The 16,720-nt window shown below is 72.8% G+C and carries 15 protein-coding genes; 14 read left to right on the plus strand and 1 reads right to left on the minus strand.

Annotated features, from left to right (window positions below; genetic code table 11):
• Positions 1 to 21 precede the first annotated feature (21 nt).
• Positions 22 to 1,374 (plus strand): replication-associated recombination protein A, encoded by a 1,353-nt coding sequence (locus tag ACF08F_RS20840; RefSeq protein WP_392300124.1) that lies wholly within the window; start codon positions 22 to 24, stop codon positions 1,372 to 1,374.
• Between the two features lie 382 nt (positions 1,375 to 1,756).
• Positions 1,757 to 2,371, plus strand: a complete 615-nt coding sequence (rpsD, locus tag ACF08F_RS20845; RefSeq protein ID WP_392300003.1) for a 30S ribosomal protein S4 — start codon at positions 1,757 to 1,759, stop codon at positions 2,369 to 2,371.
• Positions 2,372 to 2,405: 34 nt separating this feature from the next.
• Here rpsD and ACF08F_RS20850 read toward each other — a convergent pair whose 3' ends face one another.
• Positions 2,406 to 4,679: an ATP-binding protein gene (locus tag ACF08F_RS20850; protein WP_392300004.1), complete on the minus strand. Its 2,274-nt coding sequence runs from the start codon at positions 4,677 to 4,679 to the stop codon at positions 2,406 to 2,408.
• A gap of 166 nt (positions 4,680 to 4,845) precedes the next feature.
• Here ACF08F_RS20850 and ACF08F_RS20855 point away from each other — a divergent pair, with 166 nt between their 5' ends.
• The 12 genes from ACF08F_RS20855 to ACF08F_RS20910 all read left to right on the plus strand — a co-directional run bounded on the left by ACF08F_RS20855 (position 4,846) and on the right by ACF08F_RS20910 (position 16,529).
• Positions 4,846 to 5,283, plus strand: a complete 438-nt coding sequence (locus tag ACF08F_RS20855; RefSeq protein WP_392300005.1) for a DUF948 domain-containing protein — start codon at positions 4,846 to 4,848, stop codon at positions 5,281 to 5,283.
• Between the two features lie 6 nt (positions 5,284 to 5,289).
• On the plus strand, positions 5,290 to 5,646 hold the full coding sequence (locus ACF08F_RS20860; RefSeq protein WP_392300006.1) for a DUF6167 family protein: 357 nt from the start codon (positions 5,290 to 5,292) through the stop codon (positions 5,644 to 5,646).
• Positions 5,646 to 8,315 (plus strand): alanine--tRNA ligase, encoded by a 2,670-nt coding sequence (alaS, locus tag ACF08F_RS20865; protein WP_392300007.1) that lies wholly within the window; start codon positions 5,646 to 5,648, stop codon positions 8,313 to 8,315. Before ACF08F_RS20860 ends, alaS begins: the two co-directional genes overlap by 1 nt.
• A gap of 2 nt (positions 8,316 to 8,317) precedes the next feature.
• Complete coding sequence (gene ruvX / locus ACF08F_RS20870) at positions 8,318 to 8,782, plus strand: Holliday junction resolvase RuvX (RefSeq protein WP_392300125.1); 465 nt, start codon at positions 8,318 to 8,320, stop codon at positions 8,780 to 8,782.
• 101 nt (positions 8,783 to 8,883) lie between these two features.
• Entirely contained in the window at positions 8,884 to 10,704 is a 1,821-nt protein-coding gene (gene mltG, locus ACF08F_RS20875; RefSeq protein WP_392300008.1) for an endolytic transglycosylase MltG, read from the plus strand.
• Complete coding sequence (locus ACF08F_RS20880) at positions 10,701 to 11,528, plus strand: shikimate dehydrogenase (RefSeq protein ID WP_392300009.1); 828 nt, start codon at positions 10,701 to 10,703, stop codon at positions 11,526 to 11,528. Before mltG ends, ACF08F_RS20880 begins: the two co-directional genes overlap by 4 nt.
• Positions 11,529 to 11,577: 49 nt before the next feature.
• Complete coding sequence (locus tag ACF08F_RS20885) at positions 11,578 to 11,847, plus strand: hypothetical protein (protein ID WP_392300010.1); 270 nt, start codon at positions 11,578 to 11,580, stop codon at positions 11,845 to 11,847.
• Between the two features lie 123 nt (positions 11,848 to 11,970).
• On the plus strand, positions 11,971 to 13,146 hold the full coding sequence (gene aroC / locus ACF08F_RS20890; RefSeq protein WP_392300126.1) for a chorismate synthase: 1,176 nt from the start codon (positions 11,971 to 11,973) through the stop codon (positions 13,144 to 13,146).
• Entirely contained in the window at positions 13,143 to 13,664 is a 522-nt protein-coding gene (locus ACF08F_RS20895; RefSeq protein ID WP_392300011.1) for a shikimate kinase, read from the plus strand. The genes aroC and ACF08F_RS20895 overlap by 4 nt, the downstream gene beginning before the upstream one ends.
• Positions 13,661 to 14,758, plus strand: coding sequence for a 3-dehydroquinate synthase (gene aroB, locus ACF08F_RS20900; RefSeq protein ID WP_392300012.1), 1,098 nt, complete (start codon positions 13,661 to 13,663; stop codon positions 14,756 to 14,758). The genes ACF08F_RS20895 and aroB overlap by 4 nt, the downstream gene beginning before the upstream one ends.
• A complete protein-coding gene (aroQ, locus tag ACF08F_RS20905) occupies positions 14,755 to 15,201 on the plus strand; it encodes a type II 3-dehydroquinate dehydratase (RefSeq protein ID WP_141303250.1) in 447 nt (148 codons plus the stop codon). Before aroB ends, aroQ begins: the two co-directional genes overlap by 4 nt.
• Positions 15,202 to 15,707: 506 nt before the next feature.
• Positions 15,708 to 16,529: an AAA family ATPase gene (locus ACF08F_RS20910; RefSeq protein WP_392300127.1), complete on the plus strand. Its 822-nt coding sequence runs from the start codon at positions 15,708 to 15,710 to the stop codon at positions 16,527 to 16,529.
• Positions 16,530 to 16,720: the final 191 nt, after the last annotated feature.

Below are 16,720 nucleotides of genomic sequence, written 5' to 3' on the forward strand. Positions count from 1 at the left end.
CGTGACCTAGGCTTCATGACTGTGGAGCCCGACCTCTTTACCGCAGCCGCCGAAGACCGCCAGGAGAAGGACCCGTCCAGCAGCCCGCTGGCCGTCCGGATGCGCCCCCGCACCCTCGACGAGGTGGTGGGCCAGCAGCACCTGCTGAAGCCCGGCTCACCGCTGCGCCGACTCGTGGGAGACGGCGCCGGCGGCCCCGCCGGCGCCTCCTCGGTGATTCTCTGGGGCCCGCCCGGCATCGGGAAGACCACCCTGGCCTACGTGGTCTCCAAGGCCACCAACAAGCGGTTCGTCGAGCTCTCGGCGATCACCGCGGGCGTCAAGGAGGTCCGGGCAGTCATCGAGGGCGCCCGGCGCGCGGCCGGCGGCTACGGCAAGGAGACCGTCCTCTTCCTCGACGAGATCCACCGCTTCTCCAAGGCCCAGCAGGACTCCCTCCTGCCCGCCGTGGAGAACCGCTGGGTGACGCTCATCGCCGCCACCACCGAGAACCCCTACTTCTCGATCATCTCCCCGCTGCTCTCCCGCTCGCTGCTCCTCACCCTGGAGCCCCTCACCGACGAGGACCTGCGCGGCCTCCTCGGCCGCGCCCTCACCGACGAGCGGGGGCTCGGCGGGGCCGTGACCCTGCCGGAGGACGCCGAGGCCCACCTCCTCCGGGTCGCCGGCGGCGACGCCCGGAGGGCCCTCACCGCCCTGGAGGCGGCGGCCGGCGCCGCCATCGCCAAGGGCGAGCCGGAGATCACGCTCCAGACGGTCGAGGAGACCGTCGACCGCGCGGCGGTGAAGTACGACCGGGACGGCGACCAGCACTACGACGTGGCCAGCGCCCTGATCAAGTCCATCCGCGGCTCGGACGTGGACGCGGCCCTGCACTACCTGGCCCGGATGATCGAGGCGGGGGAGGACCCGCGCTTCATCGCCCGGCGCCTGATGATCTCCGCCAGCGAGGACATCGGCCTCGCCGATCCGAACGCGCTGCCGATCGCCGTCGCCGCCGCCCAGGCCGTCGCCATGATCGGTTTCCCGGAGGCCGCGCTCACCCTGAGCCACGCCACGATCGCCCTGGCCCTGGCCCCCAAGTCGAACGCGGCGACGACCGCCATCGGCGCCGCCCTGGCCGACGTGCGGAACGGCCTCGCGGGCTCGGTCCCGCCCCACCTCCGCGACGGCCACTACAAGGGCGCGGCCAAGCTCGGCCACGCCCAGGGGTACGTGTACCCGCACGACGTGCCGGGCGGCATCGCGGCCCAGCAGTACGCCCCGGACGAGGTCCGTGGCCGCCAGTACTACGAGCCCACCCGCTACGGGGCGGAGGCGCGCTACGCGGACGTGGTGGAGCGCGTCCGCGCCCGGCTCAAGGGCGACGAGTAGCACCCCGCCGCCCGGCCTGCGGCGGAGCCCACCGGGCCCGGTGCGAAGGCGGCCCACGGACCCGGTACACTGGTCCGGATTGCTGCGTCCCGTGTCCGACCCCGGTCGGCGCACCAGAGCGGGACAGTCAGCGGGAGACCCGGCCCTCGGGCGGGGTCTCCAGGAGCGTCGCGCACCTTCGAAGGTGTCGCGGGCCACCCATCACCACCCGGATTCCCGGGAGCGGCGATGGGTCGTTCGCGTGCTGCACGTATGTGCCCAGACCTGGGAGCGGCTGCCCGACAGGTCCGTCCCGTACGGACCGGACGGGTTTCCCGGCTGCGGATGCGACCTCCCCTAACCCTGGTGAAGCCGTTTTCGTATCAATGAGAGAGGTTGGTTCATGCCGAACCAGTCCCGTCCCAAGGTCAAGAAGTCGCGTGCCCTCGGCATCGCGCTGACCCCGAAGGCCGTCAAGTACTTCGAGGCCCGCCCCTACCCGCCGGGCGAGCACGGCCGTGGCCGCAAGCAGAACTCGGACTACAAGGTCCGTCTGCTCGAGAAGCAGCGTCTGCGCGCCCAGTACGACATCAGCGAGCGCCAGATGGCGCGCGCCTACGACCGCGCCAAGAAGGCCGAGGGCAAGACGGGCGAGGCGCTGGTCGTCGAGCTCGAGCGTCGCCTCGACGCCCTGGTCCTGCGTTCGGGCATCGCCCGCACCATCTACCAGGCCCGCCAGATGGTCGTCCACGGCCACATCCAGGTCAACGGTGGCAAGGTCGACAAGCCGTCGTTCCGCGTCCGTCCCGACGACGTCGTGATGGTCCGCGAGCGCAGCCGCTCGAAGCCGCTGTTCGAGATGGCCCGTGAGGGTGGCTTCGCCGCCGACGGCGAGACCCCGCGCTACCTGCAGGTCAACCTGAAGGCCCTGGCCTTCCGCCTCGACCGCGACCCGAACCGCAAGGAAATCCCGGTCATCTGCGACGAGCAGCTGGTCGTCGAGTACTACGCCCGCTGATCTCCTCAACGGCGTAGTACCACCCACGCGGTGTTCAGCCCGCCGCTTCCCCGCCCTTTCCGGTGGGGGAGCCGGCGGGCTTCCGCGTTCCCGGGACCGCCGCCGCCCTGGCCGTACGGAAGGGCCGCGGGGCCGACCGCCCCGCCGTCCCCGCCGGCCCGCCGACGGCCGGACCGCGACGGTGCGCGAGCGCCCGCTCCACCGCCGCGTCCAGGGAGAGCGCCCGCCCCTCGCGGAACGCGGAGTCGTACGCCTCCGCCCCCAGGGCCGCGCCCGCGTGCTGCTCGCACAGCGCCCTCGGCCCGTCGAACGAGGCCGAGCCGAAGAGCTGGATGCCCACGGTGTCCCAGACCGGCACCGTCGCGCCCTGCAGCACCGCCGCCTCCACCGCGTCGCCCTCGCTCACCGTCACCAGCGCGAGCAGCTCGATCGCCAGGACGAGCCCGACCTGGTCGCGGAAGGCGTGGTTGATCGTCACGCACTCGGCGAGCAGCTCCCGCGCCTCCCCGTACGCGCCCCGGGTCCACGCCGAGAACGCGAGCACATAGAGGGCGTACGCCCTGGTCCAGCGCTCCCCGCGCTCCTCGCAGACCTCCCGCACCTCCCGGCAGATCGCGACCGCGCCCTCCAGGTCGCCCCCGAAGGCCCGCGCCATGGCCAGCTCGACCTGTCCCATCAGCACGTTGCTGTTCAGCTCGCCGAGCTCCCGGTACGAGTCCAGGGCCCTGCCGATCAGCTCCTCCGCCCGCGGCATGTCGTCCGAGAGCAGCGCCAGACAGCCCATCCGGTGCGTCGCGTACGCCTCCGCCAGCGCGTTCCGCGAGGCCCGGGCCCGCTCCCGGCACTCGTGGAGCGCCGCCACCGCGGCCGTACCGTCCCCCTGGAGGATCGTCACGTACCCGAGCACCCACAGCGCCTTCAGCCGGGCCTCCTCGTGCCCGGACTCCAGCGCGAGCGCCCGCTCCAGCCAGTGCCGGCCCTCCGAGAGTCGCCCGCAGCCCACCCAGGCGAACCAGAGCGTGCCCGCCAGGTGTTGCGCGAGATGCGCGTCCTCCGGGAGTTCGAGACAGAGGTCCAGAGCCGCCCGCAGATTCGGCAGGGCCGCGTCCGTCCGGGCCGCGACCTCCGCCTGACGCGGGCTGAACCACTCCAGCTCGCACCAGGTCGCCAGCCCCATGTACCAGTCGCGGTGCCGCCGACGCAGCCGCTCCGTGTCGCCGAGCGCGGCCAGCCACTCCGCCCCGTACGCCGCGACCGTGTCCAGGATCCGGTAGCCGGGACCGGCGGGCGTGTCCTCCCGCGCCACCAGCGACTGCGCGAGCAGCCCGCCGAGCAGGTCGAGGATCCGGTCCGGCGGCAGCTCGGGGCCACCGCACACGTACTCCACCGCCTCCAGGTCGAAGGGGCCGGGGAAGACCGAGAGCCGTGCCCAGAGCAGCCGCTCCTCCGGGGTGCACAGCTCGTGGCTCCAGCCGATCGCCGTCCGCAGGGTCTGGTGGCGGGGGAGCGCCCCGAGCGCGCCGTCCGTGAGCAGCCGGAAGCGGTCGTCGAGACGGCACAGCATCTGCTCGACCGAGAGCAGGGGCAGCCGGCCGGCGGCCAGTTCGAGGGCGAGCGGGATGCCGTCGAGCCGACGGCAGAGCTCGCGCACGGCGCCGGACGCGGGGGAGCCGGGCACGGAGGCGTGGGTGGAGCCGTGCACGGCGCCGGGCACGGCGGCTTCGCGCGCGGAGCGGCGTACGGAGTCGGGTACGGGGAAGTCGTCCACGGGCACCACCGGCGCGCCCGCCTCCGCCGCCCGTTCCGCGAGCAGCGCCACCGCGTCCGCCTCGTCCATCGGCGCCAGCCGGAACACGGCCTCGCCCGCCACCCGCAGGGGCCGACGGCCCACTGCGAGGACCGTGAGCCCGGGGGCGTGCGCGAGCAGCTCCCGCACCAGCGGCGCACAGCTCTCCACCAGGTGCTCGAACCCGTCGAGCACCAGCAGGAGCCGCCGCTCCGCGAGGTGCTCGACCAGCACCTCGCGCGGTCCCCGCAGCGTGTGGTCGGTCAGTCCGAGCGCCTCGACCAGGGCGTGCTCCACCAGGTCGGGGTCGCGGAGCGGCGCGAGCTCGGCGAGCCGGACCTCGTCGCCGTAGCGTTTCTGCGCTCCCGAGGCGGCCCTCAGCGCGAGCCTCGTCTTGCCGACCCCGCCCACCCCGACGACCGTGACGAGGCGCGACCGCTCCAGGAGTCGCGCCAGTTCGGCCTGCTCGGCGGCCCGTCCGACGAACCGGTTCGGCTCGGCCGGGAGATTGCTCCGTCGCATGGGACACGGAGCGTACTCATTCGCACGCGCTCCGTACAATCGGATTCCGCAACTCCCTTCCCGGGGGCGGTAATGCGGTACGGCGGGACAGCCCGGGCGCGATAGGGTCGGGTGACTGGTTTTGACAAGGGCCCGCAGGGCCGACGACAGCAGAGAGCGGTGCAGCGTGACCGGTGGAGAGGTTGCCGGGCTCCTGGTGGCCGTGTTCTGGGCGATCCTGGTCTCCTTCCTCGCCGTGGTGCTGGTGAGGCTGGCGCAGACGCTCAGGGCGACCACCAAGATGGTGGCGGACGTGACCGAGCAGGCCGTTCCCCTCCTCGTCGACGCCTCCGCGACCGTGCGCTCCGCGCAGACCCAGCTCGACCGGGTCGACGCCATCGCCTCGGACGTCCAGGAGGTCACCTCCAACGCGTCCGCACTCTCCTCCACCGTCGCCTCCACCTTCGGCGGCCCGCTCGTCAAGGTGGCCGCGTTCGGTTACGGCGTGCGCAAGGCGCTCGGCCGCGGCCGGGGCGCCGAGGACGTGCCGGTGGCCACCACGCGACGTACCGTGATCGTCGGCCGTACGGTGCCGTCCGCACGGCGCCGGAAGCAGAAGGGCTGAGACGCCATGTTCCGCCGCACGTTCTGGTTCACGGCCGGCGCAGCCGCCGGCGTGTGGGCCACCGCCAAGGTCAACCGGAAGCTGAAGCAGCTGACCCCCGAGAGCCTCGCCGCCCAGGCGGCGGACAAGGCCGTCGAGGCAGGTCACCGGCTCAAGGACTTCGCCCTCGACGTGAGGGCGGGCATGCTTCAGCGGGAGGCCGAACTGGACGAGGCACTCGGCCTGAACGCACCGCCGGCCGACGGCGAGCACGGCCACGAGCTCCCGTCACCGCGCCGCAGCGCCGCACTGGACCGCCCCGCGCGCCCCACCACGACGTATTCACTTCCCACGATCTCGTACAACCGGAATGAGGACCACTGATGGAGTCGGCTGAAATCCGCCGCCGCTGGCTGAGCTTCTTCGAGGAGCGCGGGCACACCGTCGTCCCTTCGGCGTCGCTCATCGCGGACGACCCGACTCTGCTGCTCGTCCCGGCCGGCATGGTGCCCTTCAAGCCCTACTTCCTGGGTGAGGTCAAGCCGCCCTTCACACGCGCCTCCAGCGTGCAGAAGTGCGTGCGGACGCCCGACATCGAGGAGGTCGGCAAGACCACCCGCCACGGCACGTTCTTCCAGATGTGCGGCAACTTCTCCTTCGGCGACTACTTCAAGGAAGGCGCCATCAAGCTCGCCTGGGAGCTGCTGACCACCTCGGTGGAGCACGGCGGCTACGGGCTGGAGCCGGAGAAGCTCTGGATCACCGTCTACCAGGAGGACGACGAGGCCGAGCAGATCTGGCGCGACGTCGTCGGCGTCCCCGCCGAGCGCATCCAGCGCCTCGGCAAGAAGGACAACTACTGGTCGATGGGCGTCCCCGGCCCCTGCGGCCCGTGCTCCGAGATCAACTACGACCGCGGCCCCGAGTTCGGCGTCGAGGGCGGCCCGGCCGTCAACGACGAGCGGTACGTGGAGATCTGGAACCTGGTCTTCATGCAGTACGAGCGCGGCGAGGGCTCCGACAAGGAGAACTTCCCGATCCTCGGAGAGCTGCCGTCGAAGAACATCGACACGGGTCTCGGCCTCGAGCGCCTGGCGATGATCCTCCAGGGCGTCCAGAACATGTACGAGACGGACACCCTCCAGGTCGTCATCGACAAGGCCACCGAGCTCACCGGCGTCTCCTACGGCAAGGCCCAGGACAGCGACGTCTCGCTGCGCGTGGTCGCCGACCACATGCGGACGTCCGTCATGCTCATCGGTGACGGCGTCACCCCCGGCAACGAGGGCCGCGGCTACGTGCTGCGCCGCATCATGCGCCGCGCCGTCCGCAACATGCGCCTGCTCGGCGCCACCGGCCCGGTCGTCCAGGACCTCGTCGACACCGTGATCAACACGATGGGCGAGCAGTACCCGGAGCTGGGCACCGACCGCAAGCGCATCGAGACCGTCGCCCTCGCCGAAGAGGCCGCCTTCCTGAAGGCCCTCAAGGGCGGCACGAACATCCTCGACACCGCCGTGACCGAGACCAAGGCCGCCGGCGGCACGGTCCTCTCCGGCGACAAGGCGTTCCTGCTCCACGACACCTGGGGCTTCCCGATCGACCTCACCCTGGAGATGGCCTCCGAGCAGGGCCTCTCCGTGGACGAGGACGGCTTCCGCCGCCTGATGAAGGAGCAGCGGGACCGCGCCAAGGCCGACGCCAAGGCCAAGAAGACCGGCCACGCCGACATGACGGCGTACCGGGAGATCGCCGACGGCAACGGCGCCACCGAGTTCACCGGCTACACCAACCTGGAGGGCGAGACCACGGTCGTCGGTCTCCTCGTCAACGGCGTCTCCTCGCCGGCCGCCTCCGAGGGCGACGAGGTCGAGGTCGTCCTCGACCGCACCCCGTTCTACGCCGAGGGCGGCGGCCAGATCGCCGACCAGGGCCGGATCAAGCTGCACAGCGGCGCGGTCATCGAGGTGCGCGACGTCCAGCAGCCCGTCCCCGGTGTCTCCGTGCACAAGGGTTCGGTGCAGGTCGGCGAGGTGACCGTGGGCGCCACCGCCTACGCCACCATCGACGTGCGCCGCCGCCGGGCCATCGCCCGCGCCCACTCGGCCACCCACCTGACCCACCAGGCGCTGCGCGACGCCCTCGGCCCGACGGCCGCCCAGGCCGGTTCCGAGAACCAGCCCGGCCGCTTCCGCTTCGACTTCGGCTCGCCGAACGCCGTCCCCGGCACGGTCCTCACCGACGTCGAGCAGAAGATCAACGAGGTCCTCTCGCGCGAGCTGGAGGTCCACGCCGAGGTCATGCCGATCAACGAGGCCAAGCGCCAGGGCGCCATCGCCGAGTTCGGCGAGAAGTACGGCGAGCAGGTCCGCGTCGTCACCATCGGCGACTTCTCCAAGGAGCTGTGCGGCGGTACGCACGTCGGCAACACCGCCCAGCTGGGCCTGGTGAAGCTGCTCGGCGAGTCCTCCATCGGCTCCGGCGTGCGCCGCATCGAGGCCCTCGTGGGTGTCGACGCGTACAACTTCCTCGCCCGCGAGCACACGGTCGTCGCCCAGCTCCAGGAGCTGGTCAAGGGCCGTCCGGAGGAGCTGCCGGAGAAGATCTCCGCCATGCTCGGCAAGCTGAAGGACGCCGAGAAGGAGATCGAGAAGTTCCGCGCGGAGAAGGTCCTCCAGGCCGCCGCCGGTCTCGTCGACTCCGCCCAGGACATCCGCGGCCTCGCCCTCGTCACCGGCCAGGTCCAGGACGGCACCGGCGCCGACGACCTGCGCAAGCTGGTCCTCGACATCCGTGGCCGCTTCCCGTCCGACCGTCCGGCCGTCGTCGCCCTGTTCACCACGGCCAACGGCAAGCCGCTCACGGTCATCGCCACCAACGAGGCCGCCCGTGAGCGCGGTCTCAAGGCCGGCGAGCTGGTCCGCACGGCCGCCAAGACCCTCGGTGGCGGTGGCGGCGGCAAGCCGGACGTCGCCCAGGGCGGCGGCACGAACCCGCAGGCCGTCGGCGAGGCCATCGCCGCCGTCGAGCGTCTCGTGGTGGAGACGGCGTGACGATGCGTCGCGGCCGCCGTATCGCGGTCGATGTCGGGGACGCCCGGATCGGGGTCGCCTCGTGCGACCCCGACGGGGTCCTCGCCACGCCGGTGGAGACCGTGCCGGGACGTGACGTCCCGGCCGCCCACCGGCGGCTCCGCCAGATCGTCGAGGAGTACGAGCCCGTCGAGGTCGTCGTGGGCCTGCCCCGCTCGCTCAGCGGGCGGGAGGGTCCGGCCGCGACCAAGGTCAGGGCCTTCGCCCGTGAGATGGCCAAGGGCATCGCGCCCGTCCCGGTCCGTCTCGTCGACGAGCGGATGACCACGGTCACCGCGACCCAGGGGCTGCGTGCCTCCGGGGTCAAGGCCAAGAAGGGGCGGTCCGTGATCGACCAGGCCGCCGCTGTGATCATCCTGCAGAACGCTCTTGAGTCCGAACGGGTATCAGGTAATCCGCCCGGCGAGGGCGTCGAAGTGGTCATCTGATCGCGATACGGTAACGTTCCGCGCGATGCGGCGGTGTTCGAACAACTGCTGCACTACGTAGAGGCGGATCGTCCGGAAGCCTCGCGGCTGTTTGGGGATCGATGACTGAGTATGGCCGGAGCCCCGCCTCCGAACCGTGGCACCCCACGGACCCGTTGTACGGGGACCAGGGGTGGGAAGGTCAGCAGTACCAGCACCCGCAGCAGGCGAGCCAGTACGGCCAGGGCGGCGGCCAGGGGTACGAGGACCCCGCGTACCAGCAGCATCAGCAGCAGTACCAGCAGCCGCAGTATCAGGAGCAGCAGTACCAGGACCCGCAGCAGCATCAGGGTTATGTGGATCCGCAGTACCAGCAGCAGATGCAGGCGCAGCAGCAGTACCAGCAGCAACAACACCAGCAGCACCAGCAGCAGTACGGGACGGGGTACCCGGGCGGTTACGACACGCCCGGGTACCCCGGACAGCAGTACGACGGCGGCTGGGAGTCGGGCCAGGCCGCGATGGCGTACGGCGGCCCCCCGGCCGATCCGTACGGCGGCCAGAACCCCGACCTCTACGGCACCCCCCAGGCGTACCCGCCGCCCCAGCCGCCCGGTCACCGGCAGAACCCGCCGGAGCCCGTGATCGACTGGGCGCCGGAGGAAGAGGCGCGCCCGGAGCCGGAGGAGGAGCAGCACCCCTTCTTCACGGGCGCCGACGACTCGGACGACGACCGCGACGGACGCGGCCGGCGCGACGAGCAGGACGACTACGACGAGTACGAGGACGAGCCCGCGCCCGGACGCGGCTCCCGCGGCGGCGACCGCGAACGCCGGAGCAAGGCGAAGAAACGCAAGGGCAAGAACGGCATGGCCTGCCTCGTGGTCGCGGCCGTGCTGATCGGCGGCGTCGGCGGCGTCGGCTACTTCGGGTACCAGTTCTGGCAGGGTCAGTTCGCCGCGGCGCCCGACTTCACGGGCGCCGGCAGCGGTGAGGTCCAGGTCGAGATCCCGAAGGACTCGGGCGGCTACCAGATCGGCAACATCCTCAAGAAGGCGGGCGTCGTCAAGAGCGTCGACGCCTTCGTCTCCGCGCAGGGGAAGAACCCCAAGGGGCTCTCCATCCAGGCGGGCGTCTACACGCTGAAGAAGGAGATGTCCGCCGAGAGCGCGGTCTCCCTCATGCTCGACCCGGTGAGCCAGGCCAACCTCGTCATCCCCGAGGGCAAGCGCAACACCTGGGTCTACGACCAGCTCGACAAGCGCCTCGACCTCAAGCCCGGCACCACCAAGGGCATCGCCCGCGCGAAGGCGGACTCCCTGGGGCTGCCCGACTGGGCCGAGAACCACCCCGACGTCAAGGACCCGCTGGAAGGATTCCTCTTCCCGGCGAGCTACCCGGTCGCCAAGGGCACGAAGCCCGAGGACGTCCTCCGCAAGATGGTCTCCCGCGCGAACGCGGAGTACCTCAAGCTCGACCTGGACGCGAAGGCCGAGGCACACGGCCTCGAAGGGCCCTGGGAGCTGCTGACGGTCGCGAGCCTCGTGCAGGTCGAGGGCAAGTACAAGCACGACTTCGACAAGGTCGCCCGGGTCGTCTACAACCGGCTCAAGCCGAACAACGTCGAGACCGTGGGCCGGCTGGAGTTCGACTCGACTGTGAACTACTTCCGTGGCACGAGCACCCTCGACGTCGGCACGGTCGAGGAGATGCGCAAGATCAAGGACCCGTACAACACGTACGCGCTCGACGTGAAGGGTCTCGTCCCCGGCCCCATCAGCAACCCCGGCATCGAGGCGCTGAACTCGGCGATGAACCCCGCCGACGGCCCGTGGTACTACTTCGTGTCGATCAACGAGAACAAGACCGTCTTCTCCGTGACGCTCAAGGAGCACAACAAGAACGTCGCGGAGTACGAGAAGGAACGGGAACAGGGCCAGTGAGCAAGCAGCACCGCGCGGCCGTCCTCGGTTCGCCGATCGCCCACTCGCTCTCCCCGGTCCTGCACCGGGCGGCCTATGCCGAGCTGGGCCTCGACGACTGGTCCTACGACCGCTTCGAGGTCGACGAGGCCGGGCTGCCCGGCTTCGTCGCCGAGCTGGACGACAGCTGGGCGGGCCTCTCGCTGACCATGCCGCTCAAGCGGGCGATCATCCCGCTGCTCGACGAGGTCAGCGACACGGCCGCCGCCGTGGAGGCCGTCAACACGGTCGTCGTCCGGGAGGACGGCCGCCGCGTCGGTGACAACACCGACATCCCCGGCATGATCGCCGCCCTGCGCGAGCGGGGCGTCGAGAAGGTGGAGTCGGCCGCGATCCTCGGCGCCGGCGCCACCGCCTCCTCGGCGCTCGCGGCACTCGCCCGCGTCTGCGCGGGCCCCGTCACCGCCTACGTCCGCAGCGAGGCGCGCGCGGAGGAGATGCGCGGCTGGGGCGAGCGCCTCGGGGTGGACGTCCGTACCGCCGACTGGGAGCGAGCGGCCGAGGCCCTCGCCGCCCCGCTGGTCGTCGCGACCACCCCGGCCGGCACCACGAACGCCCTCGCCACCGCCGTCCCCGACGCGGTCGGCACGCTCTTCGACGTCCTGTACGACCCCTGGCCCACCGCGCTCGCGGCCGCCTGGGCCGAGCGTGGCGGCAAGGTCGTCGGCGGGCTCGACCTCCTCGTCCACCAGGCCGTCCTCCAGGTCGAGCAGATGACGGGCCGCACGCCCGCCCCGCTCGCGGCGATGCGGGCGGCGGGGGAGCGGGCCCTGGCCGCCCGGTAGGCTCGCCTGCGTGCGCCGGACCGATCGGCGCACGAGGGGTACGGGGGACATGGGCGAGGAACTGGTACTGGCGTCCAAGTGGGACGTCGGCTTGGACGTGGTGCGTTTTCTCTGGGTGGGGTTCTTCAGCAGCCTGCCCGCGTGGGCGCGGTACACCGTGCTCGCGCTGTTCGGCGCGACGCTGCTGTACGGCTTCGTCTCCTGGCTGCGGAACCGTTCCGCCGCAGCCCCCGGGGCGGAGGAGACCGCTCCGGAGGACGGCGGGACCGCCGCGGAGGCCCCGGAGACCGTCCACGACGGTGAGACAAGCGTCCGATAGCTGGACCGGGGGCTGGGCGACCGGCCCGGACGTGGGAGGATCAGGGGTGGCGGGCCAGGGCCGCGCACCCGGCCGCGCCGTCGCAGTGCCCAGGCGCGAGCATGAGGAGCATCGTTGAGCAGGTTGCGTTGGCTGACCGCTGGGGAATCCCACGGACCCGCGCTGGTCGCGACGCTGGAGGGTCTTCCCGCCGGCGTCCCCGTCACCACCGAGCTGGTGGCGGACCACCTCGCGCGGCGTCGACTCGGCTATGGGCGCGGCGCCCGGATGAAGTTCGAGCAGGACGAGGTCACCTTCCTCGGCGGCGTCCGTCACGGACTCTCCCTCGGCTCCCCGATCGCCGTCATGGTCGGCAACACCGAGTGGCCGAAGTGGGAGAAGGTCATGTCGGCCGACCCGGTCGACCCGGCGGAGCTCAAGGAGACGGGCCGCAACGCGCCCCTGACCCGGCCCCGGCCCGGCCACGCCGACCTCGCCGGCATGCAGAAGTACGGCTTCGACGAGGCCCGCCCGATCCTGGAGCGCGCCAGCGCCCGGGAGACCGCGGCCCGCGTCGCCCTCGGCGCCGTCGCCCGCTCCTTCCTCAAGGAGGCCGCGGGCATCGAGATCGTGTCGCACGTCGTCGAACTGGCCGCCGCCAAGGCGCCGTACGGCCTCTACCCGAAGCCCTCCGACGTCGATCGCCTCGACGCCGACCCGGTCCGCTGCCTCGACGCCGACGCGTCGAAGGCGATGGTCGCCGAGATCGACCAGGCCCACAAGGACGGCGACACCCTCGGCGGCGTCGTCGAGGTCCTCGCGTACGGCGTGCCCGTCGGCCTCGGCTCGCACGTCCACTGGGACCGGCGCCTCGACGCCCGGCTCGCCGCCGCCCTCATGGGCATCCAGGCCATCAAGGGCGTCGAGGTCGGCGACGGCTTCGACCTCGCCCGCGTGCCCGGCTCGAAGGCCCACGACGAGATCGTCCGCACCGAGGACGGCATCCAGCGCACCTCCGGCCGCGCCGGCGGCACCGAGGGCGGTCTGACCACCGGCGAGCTGCTGCGCGTCCGCGCCGCGATGAAGCCGATCGCGACCGTCCCGCGCGCCCTCGCCACCATCGACGTCGCCACCGGCGAGGCCGCGGCCGCCCACCACCAGCGCTCCGACGTGTGCGCCGTCCCCGCCGCCGGCATCGTCGCCGAGGCCATGGTCGCGCTCGTCCTCGCGGACGCCGTCGTCGAGAAGTTCGGCGGCGACAGCGTCCCGGAGACCCGCCGCAACGTCCGGTCGTACCTCGACAACCTGCAGATCCGGTGACCGCCGGACCGCTGGTCGTCCTCGTCGGGCCCATGGGCTCCGGCAAGTCCACGGTGGGCGCGCTCCTGGCCGAACGGCTCGGCGCGCCCTACCGGGACACCGATGCCGACATCGTCGCCGCCGAGGGCCGGGAGATCTCCGACATCTTCGTCGAGGACGGCGAGGAGCACTTCCGTGCCCTGGAGCGGGCCGCGGTCGCCACGGCCGTCGCCGAGCACGAGGGCGTCCTCGCCCTCGGCGGCGGCGCGATCCTCGACGAGGGCACCCGCGGCCTGCTCGGCGGGCTGCCCGTCGCGTACCTCTCGATGGACGTCGAGGAGGCGGTCCGCCGCGTCGGCCTCAACACCGCGCGACCGCTGCTCGCCGTCAACCCGCGCCGCCAGTGGCGCGAGCTGATGGACGCGCGCCGCCACCTCTACACCGAAGTCGCACGAGTGGTCGTCACCACCGACGACCGCACCCCCGAAGAGGTCGCGGACGCGGTCCTCTCGGCACTGGATCTGAAGAAGGACGCATGACGACGGACCAGGAAACGACCCGTATCCAGGTCGCGGGCAGCGCGGGCACGGAGCCGTACGAGGTGCTCGTCGGCCGGCAGCTGCTCGGCGAGCTCCCGGCCCTGATCGGCTCCCGGGCCAAGCGCGTCGCCGTGATCCACCCGGAGGCGCTCGCCGACACCGGCGAGGCGCTCCGCGCGGACCTCGCCGACCAGGGCTACGAGGCGGTCGCCATCCAGGTGCCGAACGCCGAGGAGGCGAAGACCGCCGAGGTCGCCGCCTACTGCTGGAAGGCGCTGGGTCAGACCGGCTTCACCCGGACCGACGTCATCGTCGGTGTCGGCGGCGGCGCGACCACCGACCTCGCGGGCTTCGTGGCCGCGACCTGGCTGCGCGGCGTCCGCTGGATCGCCGTGCCGACCACGGTCCTCGCCATGGTCGACGCGGCCGTCGGCGGCAAGACGGGCATCAACACCGCCGAGGGCAAGAACCTCGTCGGCGCCTTCCACCCGCCCGCGGGCGTCATCTGCGACCTCGCCGCGCTCGACTCGCTGCCGGTGCACGACTACGTCAGCGGCCTCGCCGAGATCATCAAGGCCGGCTTCATCGCCGACCCGGTGATCCTCGACCTGGTCGAGGAGGACCCGCAGGCCGCCCGTACGCCCGCCGGTCCGCACACCGCCGAGCTGATCGTCCGGTCGATCCGGGTCAAGGCGGAGGTCGTCTCCGGCGACCTCAAGGAGTCCGGCCGCCGCGAGATCCTCAACTACGGCCACACGCTGGCCCACGCCATCGAGAAGAACGAGCGGTACAAGTGGCGCCACGGCGCCGCCGTCTCCGTCGGCATGGTGTTCGCCGCCGAGCTCGGTCGGCTCGCCGGGCGGCTCGACGACGCCACCGCCGACCGGCACCGCGCGGTCCTGGAGTCCGTCGGCCTGCCGCTCACGTACCGCGGCGACCAGTGGCCCAAGCTCCTGGAGACGATGAAGGTGGACAAGAAGTCCCGCGGCGACCTGCTGCGCTTCATCGTCCTCGACGGGCTCGGCAAGCCGGCCGTCCTGGAAGGTCCCGACCCGGCCGTGCTGTTCGCGGCGTACGGCGAGGTGGCGGTGTGACCGACCCCCGACCCGTCCTGGTGCTGAACGGCCCGAACCTCGGGCGGCTCGGTTCCCGCGAGCCCGACATCTACGGCGCCACCTCCTACAAGGGGCTCGTGGAGTCCTGCCGGGCCCTCGGCGCGGAGCTCGGCTTCGACGTCGAGGTCCGGGAGACCAACGACGAGGGCGAGATGATCCGCTGGCTCCACGAGGCGGCGGACGGTTCGGTCCCGGTGGTGCTGAACCCGGGGGCGTTCACGCACTACTCGTACGGGATGCGGGACGCGGCCGCGCAGCGCACCGCCCCGCTGATCGAGGTGCACATCTCGAACCCGTACACCCGGGAGGAGTTCCGGCACACCTCGGTCGTCGCCGCGGTGGCGACCGGGACGGTGGCCGGCTTCGGGATCGGCTCGTACCGGCTGGCCCTCCGGGCGCTGGCCGAGGAACTGACCGACTGACCGGCCGGCCGGCCGCTCGGTAGGGGCGGGAGAGTCGGCCGGCCGACGGCGAGCGTGGCGGGGGCGGGCCGGGCACTACCGGCCCGCCCCCGCCGTTCCCCCTGTGGGGGGCAGGGGCGGTAACGTTCCGGCGTCCCTGATACATCAGTCAGTCGTACGAGACGGAGTGGCACCGGATGCAGCATGCAGTGGGGGGCCCGCTGCCACCGCCCGAGCAGTCGCCGGGCCAGGCGCCCGGCACCGGACCCGTGGCAGGCGCCGCGCAGGGGCCCGGCACGGCCCCGGTCTCCGGCCGGGCACCGGTGGCCCCGGGCGTTCCCGGAGCCCCCGCGGCTCCCGGCCAGGCGCCCGCTGCGCCCCCGGCTCCCGGACAGGCCCCGGCGCCGGTCGCCCCGCAGGCCGTGGGGCCCGCCCCCGGCCAAGGGGGCGGCGCGCACCCGCCGCTCCCGGCCACGCCCCCGCAGGGCGGCCCGTACCCCGCGCCGCCCGCCGGGTCCCGACTCGGCGTGCACCCGGCCCTCCAGGCGGGCGCCCCGCGGCCGCAGCACCCCGCACCGCCTCCCCACCCCGCGCCGGCCGGGCCGGGCGCCGGCGGACCGGGCTGGGGCGCCCCCGGAGCCGTACCGCAGCACCCGGCCTCCCCGCAGCATCCGACGGTCCCGAACCACTCGGCCAGGGCGCCGCTCCGCGCCGACCTCACCGGACACGTACCGCTGCCACCCGTGGGCGCGCCCGTCGCGCCGCCCGTGGAGCACGGCGGGGGGACGGGCGCGGCGACGCTCGCCGTCCTGCTCATCGGCCCCGCCGGCGCCGGCAAGACGACCGTCGCCCGCCACTGGGCGCAGCGCCGCCGCGTGCCCACCGCGCACATCAGCCTCGACGACGTGCGCGAATGGGTCTGCTCCGGCTTCGCCGACCCGCAGTCCGGCTGGAACGAGAACTCCGAGGCGCAGTACCGGCTCGCCCGCCGCACCTGCGGCTTCGCCGCCCGCAACTTCCTCGCCAACGGCATCTCCTGCATCGTCGACGACGCGGTCTTCCCCGACCGGCCCGTCGTCGGGCTCGGCGGCTGGAAGCGGCACGTCGGCCCCGGCCTGCTGCCCGTCGTGCTCCTGCCGGGCCTGGAGATCGTCCTGGAGCGCAACGCCGAGCGCAGCGGCAACCGGCGGCTCTCGGACGAGGAGGTCGCCGCCATCCACGGCCGGATGGCCGGCTGGTACGGCTCCGGCCTGCCGATCATCGACAACTCCACGTACGACGTCGAGACCACCGCACGCGTCCTCGACGACGTCCTCGCCCGCGCGATAGCGAGCCCACCCGCCTGGTGACCCGTCCCGGGACCGCCCAGGCCCGGGACGGTCCCGGCGTGGCACCGGCTCCGGCCCGGGACCCGGGGCCCGGCGGCTTCCGGCCAGGGCTGCTCCGCCGTCACGGCCCGCGCTGCCCCGGCGGGCCGGCGCCGGACTGCGAGCCGGGCCCGCGTGCCCAGTAGGGACCGCCCCGGCAGCCGACCACCCAG

The organism is Streptomyces sp. NPDC015130 (assembly GCF_043080005.1).
GTDB lineage: Bacteria > Actinomycetota > Actinomycetes > Streptomycetales > Streptomycetaceae > Streptomyces.